At 68.1% G+C, this 14,305-nt stretch carries 10 protein-coding genes and 3 CRISPR repeat arrays; of the genes, 4 read left to right on the top strand and 6 right to left on the bottom strand.

Annotated elements, in window-relative coordinates; all coding sequences use genetic code 11:
* Positions 1–4: 4 nt before the first annotated feature.
* The 6 genes from casB to KOI47_RS09550 all read right to left on the bottom strand — a co-directional run bounded on the left by casB (position 5) and on the right by KOI47_RS09550 (position 9,493).
* The gene (gene casB / locus KOI47_RS09525; protein WP_216215623.1) at positions 5–631 is read right to left on the bottom strand and encodes a type I-E CRISPR-associated protein Cse2/CasB; all 627 of its coding nucleotides are present in this window, start codon (positions 629–631) and stop codon (positions 5–7) included.
* A 20-nt stretch (positions 632–651) separates the two neighbouring features.
* A complete protein-coding gene (casA, locus tag KOI47_RS09530; protein ID WP_216215624.1) occupies positions 652–2,313 on the bottom strand; it encodes a type I-E CRISPR-associated protein Cse1/CasA in 1,662 nt (553 codons plus the stop codon).
* On the bottom strand, positions 2,300–5,125 hold the full coding sequence (gene cas3, locus KOI47_RS09535) for a CRISPR-associated helicase Cas3' (protein WP_332461450.1): 2,826 nt from the start codon (positions 5,123–5,125) through the stop codon (positions 2,300–2,302). Before cas3 ends, casA begins: the two co-directional genes overlap by 14 nt.
* Before the next feature lie 573 nt (positions 5,126–5,698).
* Positions 5,699–6,214: direct repeats of the CRISPR family, unit length 28 nt; unit sequence GTGCTCCCCGCATGCGCGGGGATGGTCC.
* Between the two features lie 10 nt (positions 6,215–6,224).
* Positions 6,225–7,274 (bottom strand): type IV toxin-antitoxin system AbiEi family antitoxin domain-containing protein, encoded by a 1,050-nt coding sequence (locus KOI47_RS09540; RefSeq protein WP_216215626.1) that lies wholly within the window; start codon positions 7,272–7,274, stop codon positions 6,225–6,227.
* A gap of 681 nt (positions 7,275–7,955) precedes the next feature.
* Positions 7,956–8,225, bottom strand: a complete 270-nt coding sequence (locus KOI47_RS09545) for a hypothetical protein (protein WP_216215627.1) — start codon at positions 8,223–8,225, stop codon at positions 7,956–7,958.
* 62 nt (positions 8,226–8,287) lie between these two features.
* On the bottom strand, positions 8,288–9,493 hold the full coding sequence (locus tag KOI47_RS09550) for a helix-turn-helix domain-containing protein (protein WP_216215628.1): 1,206 nt from the start codon (positions 9,491–9,493) through the stop codon (positions 8,288–8,290).
* Positions 9,494–9,838: 345 nt separating this feature from the next.
* A CRISPR array of direct repeats spans positions 9,839–10,298; the repeat unit is 29 nt; unit sequence GTGCTCCCCGCACGCGCGGGGATGGTCCC.
* A 171-nt stretch (positions 10,299–10,469) separates the two neighbouring features.
* Between KOI47_RS09550 and KOI47_RS09555 the strand changes: the two genes are divergently transcribed.
* From KOI47_RS09555 to KOI47_RS09570, 4 genes are all read left to right on the top strand, one after another.
* The gene (locus KOI47_RS09555) at positions 10,470–10,754 is read left to right on the top strand and encodes a type II toxin-antitoxin system Phd/YefM family antitoxin (RefSeq protein WP_216215629.1); all 285 of its coding nucleotides are present in this window, start codon (positions 10,470–10,472) and stop codon (positions 10,752–10,754) included.
* Positions 10,751–11,014 (top strand): type II toxin-antitoxin system RelE family toxin, encoded by a 264-nt coding sequence (locus tag KOI47_RS09560; protein WP_216215630.1) that lies wholly within the window; start codon positions 10,751–10,753, stop codon positions 11,012–11,014. Before KOI47_RS09555 ends, KOI47_RS09560 begins: the two co-directional genes overlap by 4 nt.
* A gap of 236 nt (positions 11,015–11,250) precedes the next feature.
* Positions 11,251–11,707: direct repeats of the CRISPR family, unit length 29 nt; unit sequence GTGCTCCCCGCACGCGCGGGGATGGTCCC.
* A gap of 280 nt (positions 11,708–11,987) precedes the next feature.
* Positions 11,988–12,647, top strand: a complete 660-nt coding sequence (locus tag KOI47_RS09565; RefSeq protein ID WP_216215631.1) for an SH3 domain-containing protein — start codon at positions 11,988–11,990, stop codon at positions 12,645–12,647.
* Between the two features lie 20 nt (positions 12,648–12,667).
* The gene (locus KOI47_RS09570) at positions 12,668–14,224 is read left to right on the top strand and encodes an alkaline phosphatase D family protein (RefSeq protein WP_216215632.1); all 1,557 of its coding nucleotides are present in this window, start codon (positions 12,668–12,670) and stop codon (positions 14,222–14,224) included.
* The last annotated feature ends 81 nt before the right edge of the window (positions 14,225–14,305 follow it).

A 14,305-nucleotide genomic window follows, 5' to 3' on the forward strand; every position in this document is an offset into this window, starting at 1 on the left:
TGACTCAGCCTTCCTGCTCTTGCTCCTGCTCTGGTTTCTGGTGCGCGAAGAACTCGCGGCCCCAGACCAGCCGCACCTGTTCGGGTCCCCCGGGTTGCTGCCATCGCATCAGCTGGCGCGCGAGCCGCCCGTAGTCCAGTGGAATGCGCTGCCCGCGCAGCTGTTGAACCAGCCCGCGGGCATGATGGGCGAGTTCGCCGATGTCCGCGGAGGTACCGAGCGCCTGGAACCGGCGCAGCACCGGATGCGGCCTTTCGCCAAGGTCGCCGGGGATCAGCCTGCGCGCTGCCCGCCCGAGCCCGAACTGACCACCGTCCCGGTGCATCCGCTCGGTCAATGCCTGCTGATGTATCGCGTAGAGGGTCAAGGCGAGATGGGCGGCCGTCTCGGCATGGGTGGGTGAGTTAGGTGCGCCGGGCCAGGTGAGCTCGGGCCCCAGGGTGTACTCCAGAACGTCGGGAACGCTGCCCGGTTCCTTACCCGCCGCCCGGCGTAACCGGGCGAGCGCCGCGACGCTCTCGGAACGGTTTGCGATCACCCCGTGTTGCAGCTTGCGGATACGCCCGGCGACGAACTCGGCGACCTGGTCGGCGGTCGGCAGCGCATCTGTGCGGGTCACAGGTTCGGACATCGGTGCTCCAGGTATCGGGGTCATGCGGATGCGCCTTGGCCCGCCGGGTCGGGGAAGGCCTGCGGCAACGCCTCGCGCAGCTTGCGGTCGAACCACAGCGCGGCATGTGCCGCCGTCACCAGGTAGCCGTTCACCCGGCGCCCGGTCCAGGCCGTCGCCGGTGCGCGTTGCTGTAGATCCCTGGCCGGGGCGCGGACCACCTCCCGGGCGGTCCGGTGCCACGCGACCTGTTCCTCGACGGGGTCGCTGTCCGGGCCGAGGCCGGACAGCCAGCCACGGAACGGGGCGTCCAGCTCGGCGTAGGCCAGTTCGACGGCCCTGGTGCGGTCGGCAAGGCTTGCCGGATCCGGCGAGCCCGGCTTGGGCGGTGCCTTTCCCGCCGCCTGCGCGAGGTTCAGGGCGAGCGAGCCGAGCGCCCGTGCGGCCTCGTCCGCCGCCTGCACGCATCCTACGGCCAACCCGGTGAGCTGAATCGCGTCCTGCCGCAGCAGCGCGGAACGCAGCGAGAGCGCGTCATCCATGATCTCGTCGGTGACCGAGTTCTCGTTTCTGTAGGCCATGCCGATAGTCCTGATCTGGACCGGGAAGTCGCCGTCCAGAATGTCGTCACTGAGCAGGCTGAGCCATTCCAGGACACCAGCGGTGAGCCCGGCGGCCGCTTCCTCGCGCTGGGTTCCCGCGGTTCCAGGCAGAATTGATTCGAGGCCACGCCAGATGGCGCGTTCCGGGTCGTGTTCCCGCGGCATGTACACCACGGGTTCGGAGCGCCTCTTCTCCTGCGCCGTGCTGCGTCGCCAGCGGGTGTGCGGTTCTATCTGGTGCCTGTTCTGCGGTTTGACCGGATCACCGTTGCAGATCAGGACCCGGGTCACCTTCCCGTTCTCCGGAACCAGCCGGATTCGGCGGCTCTGCCAGGTATAGAGGTCCACTGGGCCGCGCACCGCCGGATCGGGCCGCACCGTGGCGCCGAGTTGCTCGTACTCCCAGACCGGCAGGTCACTGTCGTGCGCCCGCTTGGTGAGGATGAAGTCCCGTGGGATGAGGTTGAGCAGCAGGGTCTCACGCAATGTCCGCCCCTCGGGCAGGATCCCGCCCAACCGACCCGACCAGCCGGTGCCGATGGGGTAACCCTTGCCCTTCTTCACCCGGTCGTCGCCGATCGCTCCGGACTTGATCCCGGAGGGGTCGAAGGCATGGCAGTGCACGAGCCACCGCGCGGCCTCCGCGAAACTCAGCGATATTCGGCGGTCGAGTCGGTTGGTGAAGAACGGTCGTCCATTGGGGACATCGGCGACCAGCTTGCTCAGTTCCGAGGTTTGCCCCTTCTCCGTGCTCAGGTCGGCGACCTGGAAGAAGGGGGTTTGCGGGTGGAACAGGCCGAACCGTTCCCGATGCCGCTCCAGATAGGCTGCGATGGTTTCGTGTGGCAGTTGCTCCGCATCCCAGAGTTGTTCCCAGTCCTTGAGGTTCCGGGGACCTTCGAGCGCGCCGTGCAGCACGGCCAGCAAGGTGCGGATCAGGGCGAAGTACTGCGTCGGCAGGTCGCTGGACAGGTTGGCCAGCCGATGTGCGCGCTCGAACACCTCCACCAGCGACAGCTCGACGGCCGTCCCTTCCGTCGTGCGCGCGGGCAGCCAGGGCTGGTCGATCAGGCTGAAGGTGTGTCGTTCATCGACGTTCATGAAGCAGTCCCCGGCGGATGTCATAGGTCAGCAGGAAGGTGGTGTCCCCGGCGGGCACGGTCGCCTGCCGCCGCTCGTCCAGCACCAGCACCAGTTGCCCGGCGAGCAGCGGAGTCTGGTCGAAGCTGGTCACGAAACCGGACTTCTCGAGGGCCCGGATCACCGAGTCGATCACGCCCTCGTGGGAGAGCGCCAGCGGCAGCCGGAGTGCGCACGCGGCGATCACCCTGGCCAGTTCGTCGGGCACGGGCTGGTCGAGCGGGATCTGCTGCCCGCCGCCGCGCGGAATCCAGCCCGGGGTGAGCAGGCCGCCGTCCCGGTCGCGCTGGACCACCAGCACTTCGAGCGACTCGGCGCCATCCCGTACCTGCGCGGTGCCGCGCTCGCCGTCCGCGTCGCCGACACCGGCCTGGAGCCAGCCCACCAGGCCGTCCTCGGCCGAGGTCTCGTCCAGCAGGAAATGCGTCGCCCGCTCCCGTCGTTCGCGGGCCGCTTCCTCGGCGTCGCGGGCCGCGGAGGTCATGGCGGTCTGCCAGCCCTCGGGTCCCAGGCCGCCGTCGCCGTAGGCTTCCTGAACCAGGGGCGCGATATCGGTGGGCAGGCTGACGGTCGAGCGATCGGCGAGGAGGGCGGCGGCGCGCAGCAGGGTGTGCTCCCCGTAGATCCGGCGCGATCCCGCCACCGCGCGCACCGGTGCGGCGGTCCAGTCCTCGGTCCCCGCCACCGCGCACCGGGGTGTGCGCACCGGTGCCGGGCGAGCACGATCATGCCGGTGCAGGCGGCCGATACGTTGCAGGAGCAGGTCCATCGGAGCGAGGTCGGTCACCAGCAGGTCGAAGTCCACGTCCAGGGACTGCTCCAGCACCTGCGAGGCCACGACGATATGCGGTCCGGAGCGGTCGTTGTCCGGTCCCGGCGGCCCGAACCGGCGTACCAGGCCGGTGTCGATGGCGGCCCGGTCGCAGGCGAGGAACCGGGAATGGTTCACCGTGATGTTGTCCGCCCCGAACTCCGCGGCGAGGCGGTCGGCGGTCTCCTGCACCCTGGTGACGGTGTTGCGCACCACCGCGGCGCAGCCACCCTCGGCAAGCTTCTCCCGGAGATAGGTCACGAGGTCGTCCAGGCCGTCGCCGAGCCGGTCGAGAGCAACCCGCTGTGGGTCCGCTTGTTCGCTGATCACCCGGGGACTGCTTTCCCCGGACGACAGAATGACGGGATAGCCGGGATCTTCCCCGCCAGCGGCGATCGTTGGCCCGCCCCGTCCCGTGGCGTAGGAATCGAGGAGTTCGGCGCGACGTCGCGCCGGAAGGGTCGCCGACAGCAGCACGACCGGCACACCGTAGTTCCCGAGCCAGTGCAGCACCCGGTGCAAATACTGGGACATGTAGACGTCGTAGGCGTGTACCTCGTCGATCACCACGACCTTCCCGGCGAGGGCGAGGTGGCGCAGCATGACGTGGCGGCTCTTGAGCCCGGCGACGAGCAGCTGGTCGATGGTGCCGACCACGAAGGACGCGAGCGGACCTTTCTTGCTGCCGCGCAGCCACTGGTGCACCGTGATCGAGTCGGCGTCGTCGCCCACCTGGAACCGGCCTTCGCGCACCAGCCCGGTGAACTCGTCGTTCAGCGTGGCCTTGCCGTGGGCGAGCGTGACGTCGAGTTTCTGGTGGCCGGTGGTGCGGGGGAGTGCGCGTAGCCACCGCTGGACTCGGGTGAACATCGCGTCGGTGGTGGCCTGGGTGGGCAGGGCGATGAAGCAACCGTGCGCGCCGGAGGACCGGGCGAGTTCTTCGGCCGCGACCAGTGCGGCCTCGGTCTTGCCGTTGCCCATCGGCGCCTCGATGACGATGATGCCCGGCTCCCGGAGTGCCCGTGCGGCCTGGACTGCTGCCATCTGTACGGGTCGTGCGGTCGTGATGTGCGGGAAGCGCGACCGGAAGGCCGCATCAAGGTCGGGGTCCAGCGCCTGCGGGGTCCAGCGTGGTGGGAGGTTGAGGCCGTTCCACGCACGCTGTAGCCGCCGCGTGGTATGGACATCGTCCGGTTGGGCCGGTTCGCGGTCCGCGGTGGCGATCGGATCGAGCGGGAAGAGCTCCGAGTTGGAGGCGATCCAGTCCGCCATGATCACGATCGCGCTCAGCAGTACCAGGGTAGGCTTGTCCAGCGAGATGTCGCGGAACCGCGTGAAACTCGCCAACCCTCCACTGTGCTCGGTCGAATGGCGTAAGGCGCTGACCCGTGCCTGGGCCCAGTTCCCGGTCCCCGCCAGATGTGGATTTTCGGCCACCAGTCGCAGTTGTGCATGCTCGGGTGCGACCCCATGGTGGCTACCGACTACGGAGGCGAGTTGCGCGGCACTACCGCGCCGGTCGAAATCCAGCTCGCGGTGCAGCCAGTCGCGGACGGCGACATGCCCGACGAGCGAGTGGGACACCTTGCCGCGCAGGGGGTCGAGACTGAGCCGAGGGTCGGCGACCAGGTTGTGCTCACGCATGCGGTCGGCGAGCTTGGGAACCTGGACCGAAAAGGCCGGACTGAGCTTGCCGATATCGTGCACCCCGGCAAGCCAGCCGGCCAGTACGGAAACATCGTCCGCGCCGCCAGGAAGGTTCCGGCCGAGCCTTTCGGTGACACGTTCCGGCAGCCATTGACCAACCAGTTTCCCGGCCACTGCGGCACTATCGGCCAGGTGCTGCGACAACGGAAGCCAGTGTGTCGGAGTACCGGTTTGTCTGTCGTAGTACGACTTCGCCCATGCCGAAAGCCACGAATTGACGGCGAGTTCCTGGCTGGCCGTCACGCTGCGTCCCACCTCATGCCCGTCTCCATCTGTCGGACTGTGCGCAGCGCTACATGCCGCGCTCCAGTTCACCCGAACAGAGCACTCTTCATGGCCAATTGCGTGACATTTGCAGGTCAATTTTCGTGATGAAGCTCGACTTGGAGATCAATATTCCAAATGGTGTGAGAGTTGACCATCCACGTCGCCGTCGTGTTCCGTCGCCGATGCGGTAGTGGGTTACGCTGCTTTCCAAAGTGAACGAAAAACCCCGAACTGCTCCGTATCGCCCCAGGTCAACAAGTGTGCTCCCCGCGCACGCGGGGATGGTCCCACCTCGGCTCGGGCGAGGGGCGACGATGCCTGGTGCTCCCCGCGCACGCGGGGATGGTCCTCGCACGGTTGAGCGGATGTACGACGCTGCGTTGTGCTCCCCGCGCACGCGGGGATGGTCCGGCCGGTGAGGTGATCGGCGCGGTCATGGACGAGTGCTCCCGTGCACGCGAGGCCGAGGCGTAGCCAGCCGGCTCGCGGGCGGCCTAAACTTGCACCGCAAGAGTGAAGCAGAAACAGTGTTTCGGTTTCTATCGTCCCAGGTCAATTAGTGTGCTCCCCGCATGCGCGGGGATGGTCCCGGCCACACCGTGGCGGATGCCCTGTCCTGGCGGTGCTCCCCGCATGCGCGGGGATGGTCCCATCACCCGAACGCACTAAGTCAGCCCGACCGGGTGCTCCCCGCATGCGCGGGGATGGTCCCGGCGTGCTCGGCGCGCTGTGCGGCCAGGGCAAGTGCTCCCCGCATGCGCGGGGATGGTCCCTTCCCCGCGGGCTCCTCGGCCCGCCGCCAGCCGTGCTCCCCGTATGCGCGGGGATGGTCCCAACTGTCCACATACGCCGACTCCACAGGCATGGTGCTCCCCGCATGCGCGGGGATGGTCCCGTGATCCCACCAGCGTCGCCGGACGGCTGCGCGTGCTCCCCGCATGCGCGGGGATGGTCCGCGCAGCACGGCCACCGGGTCGTGCCCGCCCGGGTGCTCCCCGCATGCGCGGGGATGGTCCCATGCAACGGCGCAGGAGTAGTCCATACCGGCAGTGCTCCCCGCATGCGCGGGGATGGCCCCGCCGCGGCATCAGGAGTCCTCGTCGGAGTTGTGCTGGTCGCGTCGCTGGTCCGGCCTGTCGTCGCCGACGGCGTCACCCGAGTTCGTTGGGACGACGCCCAGGCCGTACTCCCGCTCGACGGCCTGGGCAAGGTTGTGGTTGAGTTCCCGGATCTGTCTTGTCAGCGGGCTGTCCGTGAGCGCCTTCATGATCTCCGCCCCTTGAACGGTCTCGAGGAGGTCCTGGAATTCGCTGGTGACCAGTTTGGTGGATGAAGGGCTCGCCGCGAGCTTCGCCAGGAGGCGCTGCAGCTCCGTACCTCTGACGGCAGCTGTCGACCCTGCTGCGAGCTGGGCAAGAGCGGTGAGGCGCGCAGGTGACAGCATCGGCGCGGCGGGGTTCATCGGACGTCGTGTGAGCTGGCCGGGGGTCGTATCGATCGTGGCGAGGAGGTGTTCGAGGAGTCGCCTGCCGTCCCGAGTCTTGAGCCCGTAGCGGCGGGCGTACGGCCCGATTTCGACCGAGAGCTCGTCCAAGTCGAGCCGGTCGCTTTCCGTGCCGTCTCGAATGACCTGTGCGATGCGGCTGGCGTCGGTGTGTTGGGCAAGCAGGTCCAGGACGGTCCTGCGTGCGCTGGTGACGGGCAGGCCATCGATGAGAACCACATCGTCGTCGGTGAGCTTCTCGTCGCGGTGCAGCTTCACTGCGGGATCGCGCGTGGTGCGTCGGCGGGGCACCGTCAGCTCGACGGTATCGGCGACGAGGTCACCCACATCGTGCGCGATGGTTGCGGAAGCGTGGGAGAGCACGCCGCCGTCCGGATCTAGCTTTGGGCGTTCCCATGCTGGTACCGACGGGTTCAGCCACAGCCACACGGCCTGTTCCTCGCGCAGGCGGGATTCCGGTGCCGCATCCAGGGCATAGACGCCGCGCCGGACCGACTGAAGGTGGCCAGCGTCCGCCAGGCGGGTCAGGGTCACGGTGTCCACGCCCGCCCGGACGGCTTGAGCCGTCGTTACCAGTCCCCACTGCTGTGCCGTGTACTCGGCAAGCAGCGCAAGTGCTCCCATCCTGTCCATACAGCAAACGCTACCATCTAACACAGCAATTACTACATTTAGATGTAGTGAACGCTGCGTATTTAAGTAGTAAGTGCTGCGCACTCCGAGTTGGAGGTGCTTTCCGCATGCGTGGGGTTGCTTGTCGGCGGCACTGCTCACCGACGTCGAACTGCGGTTGGCGGGAATTCGGAGCCCCGGGCGGCTCGGTCCTGGCAAGGATGAGGGGAGTCGCCCGGGGCTTGCCGTTCCGGTGGGCCAGCAACGGGACGGCACCCCACGTGGGGGTTGGGGTGGGCTCCGGCGCGGGAGTGAAGGAGGACGCGCCGGAGCCCGTGCTGCCGGTACCGAGGGAAGCGGGGACCGGCAGCAGACCGGAGAATTCAGCAGGTGTTCCACCATCCGGATGCCAGTGTCACGACCATGAACAGCGACAGGGCCACGGCGGTGGTGGCCAGCGCGAGTACCGCTCGTCGCTCTCCGCGTCCTAACACTGCGCGGTCCGGGCCGACCGGCGGGCGCGTCGGGCCTCGGTTTCGCTCTCGTGTACCTGTTCGCATTGGGTGGCGTGGCCGGAGGTTGGGTAGGTGGTCTGGCAGTACCAGCACCTGCGCGCTTCCCGTGTGAGCCGTGGCCACTGCCGCGCCTCCGCTTCCGGCACACGCAACTGCATGAACTGCGGTGGCGGTGGGTGGTGGCGTGTCATGGGGTGGTCCCTTGCCATCCGCCCCAGCCACGACGCACTGGTGGTTTCGTGGCCAGTTCGGCCTGCCGCCGCTGGTGGTGGGCCACGCACTCCGCGCATTTCGGTGGGTCCTCGGCCAGCAGGTCGGTATACACGATCCGTTGGTTGAGGCACGCGATGATCGCCCGGAACCCACCGTTCTCCCACCCACGGGAGTAACCGGTGATGTAGTGCAGCTCGCCCTGCCAGGCGAGCCACCCACCAGGAAGCCAGTCGCCGTCCGTCACGACACGGACGCTAAGAGCGATACCTCAACGATTGTGCGCTGGTTGCGCACACGGTCCCGGATTCACCCGGATGGGGCTACACCCATCCGCCACGCCAGGCCACGCAGCTCACGACCGCCAGCGTCGCGTCGCGCCTGCCGGAGTAGGTCGGCGACGGTTTCGCGTACGAAGACGTTGTTCCGGATTCGCTGAGGCGCCACCTTCTCGGCTCGCATGAGCGCGGCCACGCCCTGGTCACGGGTCTTGCGGTCCGCGACTAGCGCGCGGCCGAGGTCGGCCCAGAACATGCCTTGCCGTGCCTTCGCCGGAAGGGCCTCCGGCCGCACTCCGCGCGCCAACTCGGCGACCTTCGGCCCCTCATCGAGTTCCGTGGCGAGGCTGACCCGCCACACACCCACGTTGTCCGGGCCGAAGTGGAGAAACCCGAAGTTCTCGCGCTCAGCAGGGAGTCTTTCCGCCAACACGGCGGCCTCGTCCAGGTGCTGCGCACTGGTTTCAGCATCGCCCTCCGTTGCTGCCGCGAGCGCGGCATTCAGATGGAGCATCCCGGCAGCCTGCGACACATTCGCGTCGTCAAGCTTGGTGAGTTGGTCGATGGCCCGCACGCTCGTGGTGTATTGGTGCTGGCGCCCGTGGCTACCTGTCGCGTGGCCGCGCAACCATGCCGAGAACCCGAGCCAGTCGGGCGTGTCCAGTTCTTGCGCACACTGTTCGGCCTGCCGCGCGGCGACGACCGGGAAACCCCGGAGGCCAAGGTTCTTCGTGAGCACGGCCGCCGAGTGGTACGTGTGGATCAGCCCGACCAGGACCGCGCGCCGGTGCTCCGGCTGCTGGCAATAAGCCGCGTGCAGATGGGTCAGGAGTTCGGGTACCAGTTCGCCTTGACGGGCGTAGTCGGCCTCCACCCGTAGCACGGTGTTCAGATGCTCGACCTTCTCGGCCAGTTGCGGCCAAGGTGCCGCCTGGATACCCGGGTCAAGGCCCAGGTCCAACGACGACAGGGCAACTTCGACATGGCGTAAAGCGGCATGCGCGTCGTTGTCCGCAGCTTGGCTCGGGGCGTACGGTGCGCCGGTTAGCTCGGTCGGGGCGACGCGGAGCGTGTTCGCCAGGTTTTCGAGTACACGCCGGTTGTTGATCGGCTTCTCGCCACGCTCCAGTTCGCCCAGATAGCCGTAGGATAGACCGGATAACTCTGCTGTGGCACGGAGCGTGAGTTGTCGCCATGAGCGGATTTCCCGCAAGCGACGACCAAGGTCTGAATCCATCGCAGACACCTACCTCGCAGAGTAGACCTTTTCGCGTGCCCCCGGCCCGTCGACTGGGGCTTCCGTCCGCGAAGAGGCGCACCACCAGGGTAGTCACTACCTGACCGGGTGAACATGACCGAGGGGTCCATGTGTATGCGACTCAGCTCGTCGGCCGTTCCCGGTGTCACCGCGATACTCCGGCGTGGTCGGCTTCCGCCGATACGGAGCGGAATGCCTCTCGCGTGGGCGGTGTGGTCGTCCCGTGTCGTGCTCAGCCAGGTGCGGGCGGAGAGCCGCTAAACTTGCGTCGGAAGAGTGAAGCAGAAACAGCGTTTCGGTTTCTATCGTCCCAGGTCAATTAGTGTGCTCCCCGCACGCGCGGGGATGGTCCCCCGTACCTGTCGCTAACGGCGCGCACGACGGGGTGCTCCCCGCACGCGCGGGGATGGTCCCGCCGATATGGACAAGAGCCGGGTTGAACTCAAGTGCTCCCCGCACGCGCGGGGATGGTCCTAACCCTCTTCCTAGGGACCGACCACGAAAGCTGGAGTGCTCCCCGCACGCGCGGGGATGGTCCCTCGCCGCTGACCTCGGGAAGGCGGGGGCGAAGGTGCTCCCCGCACGCGCGGGGATGGTCCCGGCGCCGGTACGAACACGAGCTGCGGCGCCGTGTGCTCCCCGCACGCGCGGGGATGGTCCGGAAGGCGAATGGGACGGCCCGGCGAACGAAAAGTGCTCCCCGCACGCGCGGGGATGGTCCGTAGTTCCCCGTGTTGGTCCCGACGACGGTGCCGTGCTCCCCGCACGCGCGGGGATGGTCCGAGCCTGGTCTGGAGCACACGCTGAGCGTCAGCAAGCACTACAACGACGTGATGCTTCACGAGCAGTAGTACTGAGCCGGGAACGGCCAGCTTCCCGGGTCACGTGTCCGGGAGTCTGGCTGTCCGGGCTTGAACGCTGGCCGGCAGAGCTGTACATGATGTACATTAAGTACATGTCTGCTGCTCATGCCGACGACATGGACGTGAACGTGACCGACGCTCGGGGTCAGCTACCCGAACTGCTCGACACCCAGGTGCGAGACGGCGGCACTGTGTTCCTGACCCGCTACGGGCGCCGCGTCGGTGCGCTCGTGCCTGCCGACGTGGCGGAGCGTCTGGCGGAGCTTGAGGACGCCTACTGGTCGCAGCGCGCGGCCGCGGTGCTGGAGAAGGCCGAGCCCACGGTGTCGTGGGATGAAGCCCTGGCATTGCTGGAGGCCGGGGACACCAGCGAGTGAGCTACCAGATCCGGATCACCCCTACCGCGTTGAAGGCGTTGCGCAAGCTCGACAAGCCAGTGCGTCGGCGCATCCAAACCGCGATCGACGGGCTCAAGGATGCGCCGCGACCGCCGGGCGTGATCGCGCTGCAGGGCGTTCCGGATGCATACCGTATCCGGGCAGGTGACTATCGCATCGTGTACCAGGTGAAAGACGATCAGCTGCTCGTGCTCGTCGTGGACCTTGGCCACCGCCGCGAGATCTACAAGAATCTGTGACCAGCGAATATCCGAAGTCTTGAACCTCCGAACTGCCGAACGTTGGGAGTGGCGTGGGTGCTCCCCGCACGCTGGGATGGTCCGGCCCTGCGCCGTGACTGGCAGCTGTTCGGCGGCACTCCCCGTGCACAGGCCGAGTCATAGCAGCCGGATCGTGGGCGGCAAGGCGCTAGACTTGCGTCGGAAGAGTGAAGTAGAAACAGTGTTTCGGTTTCTATCGTCCCAGGTCAATTAGTGTGCTCCCCGCACGCGCGGGGATGGTCCCGCCGTGCTCGAGCTGGTGGCCGAGAACCTGGTGTGCTCCCCGCACGCGCGGGGATGGTCCCGAGATCGGGTTACCCAAGCGGGACTGCGCCGAGTGCTCCCCGCACGCGCGGGGATGGTCCCATCGTCGTCTTACCGCTCTGCCGGGGCACCGTGTGCTCCCCGCACGCGCGGGGATGGTCCCGAGGTCAGCGAGGATCCCGCGGCCACCATGAAGTGCTCCCCGCACGCGCGGGGATGGTCCCTCACCGTTATCCATAAGCAGAGTGAAGTCCACGTGCTCCCCGCACGCGCGGGGATGGTCCCTGCTCGTTCACCCAGTTCCGGATGTCGCCCATGTGCTCCCCGCACGCGCGGGGATGGTCCGTCGGCGCGCTCGTTGGCGATCCAGCGACGCATGTGCTCCCCGCACGCGCGGGGATGGTCCCCTGGACAGCACCGACACCGCGCACGTCCGGGAGTGCTCCCCGCACGCGCGGGATGGTCCCGAGCAGGGATGGCGCGAAGCGATCCGAGAGGCGTGCTCCCCGCACGCGCGGGGATGGTCCCAGCCGAGGACGCGTCCGGGTGCTGGCGCTGGCGTGCTCCCCGCACGCGCGGGGATGGGCCCAGGTCGGTCGCACCGGCACAGTGGCTACGGCACTGACGAACGTCGCTGGGCAACCGGGTTTTGTACGCGTCTTGTACGCGGCCGGTCGACCATCCGGCCATGGCATGTTCACAGTTCCGGCGCATCGCCGGCAGAACGGTGACCGTGTTCGCCGCCGTCACTGGATTGGTGCTGGCGGGGGTCGTTCCGGCGGGAGCGTCCGTCGACGGCACGGTGCGCACCGCGGGCGGCCCCCTGAACGTCCGCCGCGCGCCCACCACCACGTCCACCGTGGTGGGTTCGGTGGACAACGGCACCAAGGTAACCATCGACTGCCAGACGCACGGTACCCGGATCAGTGGCGAGCTGGGCACCACGACGCTCTGGGACTACGTGCCCTCGCTGGGCGGCTACGTCTCGGACGCCTACATGTATACCGGCTCGGACGGGCAGATCGCGCCGAGTTGCGGGGTGGGCACCGGCAGCGCGGAGTGCTCCACCGGGGGTTGCGCTGGGGAGGGCTTGTTCCGCTCCGAGGACGCGACCTTCGTGGTCTGGGACCGCTCACCGGACGGGAAGTCGGCGGTGGTCCAGTACTGGCTGGCTGGCGGGGTCGGCCCGCTCGTCGTGCGGCACTCGGGCGGCAGCGGCACCAGCACCGAGCAGGCGATCGACCTTCAGCCCGATGACTGGGTCTACTACAAGGTCTGCGTCCGGGACTACTCCGGCGGCACGGGCTTCGAGTCCTGCAGCAACGGCATCACCGACTACGCGGCCTGACACAGGGGAGGAACAAAGCGATGAGCGCAGTCAATCGCAGGCTGGTGCTGCTCGGCGGGCTGGCGAGCGCGGCGGGCGCGATGGCCCTACCGTCCGGGGTTCCGTCCTGGGCCGGCAGCAGGACGAGTGCCGCCGCCCCACCGATCCGGGACCCGTTCCAGCTCGGGGTCGCCTCGGGCGATCCGCTCCCGGACAGCGTGGTGCTGTGGACCCGGCTCGCCCCCGCGCCACTGAACCCGGACGGCCTCGGCGGCATGCCCGACGCCAGCTACGACGTGGACTGGGAGATCGCCACCGACGAGAACTTCGGTTCCGTGGTGCAGCGCGGCACCGTCGCCGCGGCCCGCGCGCAGGGCCACAGCGTGCACGTCGAGCCGCGCGGGCTGGACGCGGGCCGGGAGTACTTCTACCGGTTCCGGGCCGGTGGCCACATCTCACCCGCGGGCCGCACCCGCACCGCGCCCGCCGCGGGCGCCACGGTCAACCAGCTCAAGTACTGCTTCACCTCCTGCCAGCACTGGGAGGAAGGCTGGTACCACGCCCACCGCGGAATGGCGGAGGACAACCCCGACCTGGTGCTCTTCCTCGGCGACTACATCTACGAGAAACCTTCCGGCCGCGGGTCGGCGGAGAAGGTGCGCGGGCTCGCCGTTCCCGAGGAGACGACCACGCTGGCGCTCTACCGCGCCCGGCATGCCCAGCACAAGACGGACTACGACCTGCAGGCCGCGCATGCCGCCGCACCCTGGCTCGTGGTGTTCGACGACCACGAGGTGGTGAACAACTGGAACTCCACCACCGACCGGGCCAGCAACGCCCGCAAGGCGGCCGCCTTCCAGGCGTTCTACGAGAACAACCCGATCCGCTCCAGTGCCAAGCCGAACGGCGCAAGTATCCAGCTGTACCGCCAGTTCCTCTGGGGCAACCTCGCCCGGTTCCACATGCTCGACACCCGGCAGTACCGCAGCAAGCAGGCGGGCAGGCACGACTGCTCGGTGATGCGCGACCGCAGCCGCACGCTCACCGGAAGCGCGCAGGAGCAGTGGCTGCTGAACGCCTTCGAGTCCCACCCAGCCACCTGGGACTTCCTCGGCCAGCAGGTGTTCTTCGCACAACGGGACACCGACGGCCGCAGCGCGACCTGCGACCGTTCCTCCGACGCATGGGACGGCTACCTCGGCTCGCGGGACCGGATCACCCAGGGCTGGATCGACCGGGGTGTACCCAACCCGATCGTGCTGACCGGGGACGTGCACCGGCACTGGGCCGCGGACCTGCGCAAGGACTACTTCGACCACAGCGACCCGATCGTCGGCTCCGAGCTGGTCAGCACCTCGGCGAGCACCAGCAGCGCCGGGGTCACCCCGCCCAGCGACACCTGGTACTCGAACAACCCGCACATCCGGTACTACAAGGGCGAGCGGGGTTACGTGCGGGTCACCGCCACCCCCGAGCAGCTGCGCGCGGACTTCCGGGTGGTTTCCGACGCGCTGGAGCGGGATCCGGCGAAGGTCACCATCGGCACCGACGCCAGTTTCGAGGTGCGGGCGGGGGAGCGCGGACTGCATAAGGTCTGACCAGCGTCTCGACCTCCCCGGCGACCCCGCGTGGCGGACTATTCTTCGTAGGTATACTCTCTACGTATACATGCGAAGTCT

This window comes from Amycolatopsis aidingensis (assembly GCF_018885265.1).
GTDB lineage: Bacteria > Actinomycetota > Actinomycetes > Mycobacteriales > Pseudonocardiaceae > Amycolatopsis > Amycolatopsis aidingensis.

Excerpts from the sequence above, each read along its gene's own strand:
- casB (WP_216215623.1), bottom strand. The coding sequence starts at position 631 with ATGTCCGAACCTGTGACCCGCACAGATGCGCTGCCGACCGCCGACCAG.
- casA (WP_216215624.1), bottom strand. The coding sequence starts at position 2,313 with ATGAACGTCGATGAACGACACACCTTCAGCCTGATCGACCAGCCCTGG.
- KOI47_RS09540 (WP_216215626.1), bottom strand. The coding sequence starts at position 7,274 with ATGGACAGGATGGGAGCACTTGCGCTGCTTGCCGAGTACACGGCACAG.
- KOI47_RS09550 (WP_216215628.1), bottom strand. The coding sequence starts at position 9,493 with ATGGATTCAGACCTTGGTCGTCGCTTGCGGGAAATCCGCTCATGGCGA.
- KOI47_RS09555 (WP_216215629.1), top strand. The coding sequence starts at position 10,470 with ATGTCTGCTGCTCATGCCGACGACATGGACGTGAACGTGACCGACGCT.
- KOI47_RS09565 (WP_216215631.1), top strand. The coding sequence starts at position 11,988 with ATGGCATGTTCACAGTTCCGGCGCATCGCCGGCAGAACGGTGACCGTG.
- KOI47_RS09570 (WP_216215632.1), top strand. The coding sequence starts at position 12,668 with ATGAGCGCAGTCAATCGCAGGCTGGTGCTGCTCGGCGGGCTGGCGAGC.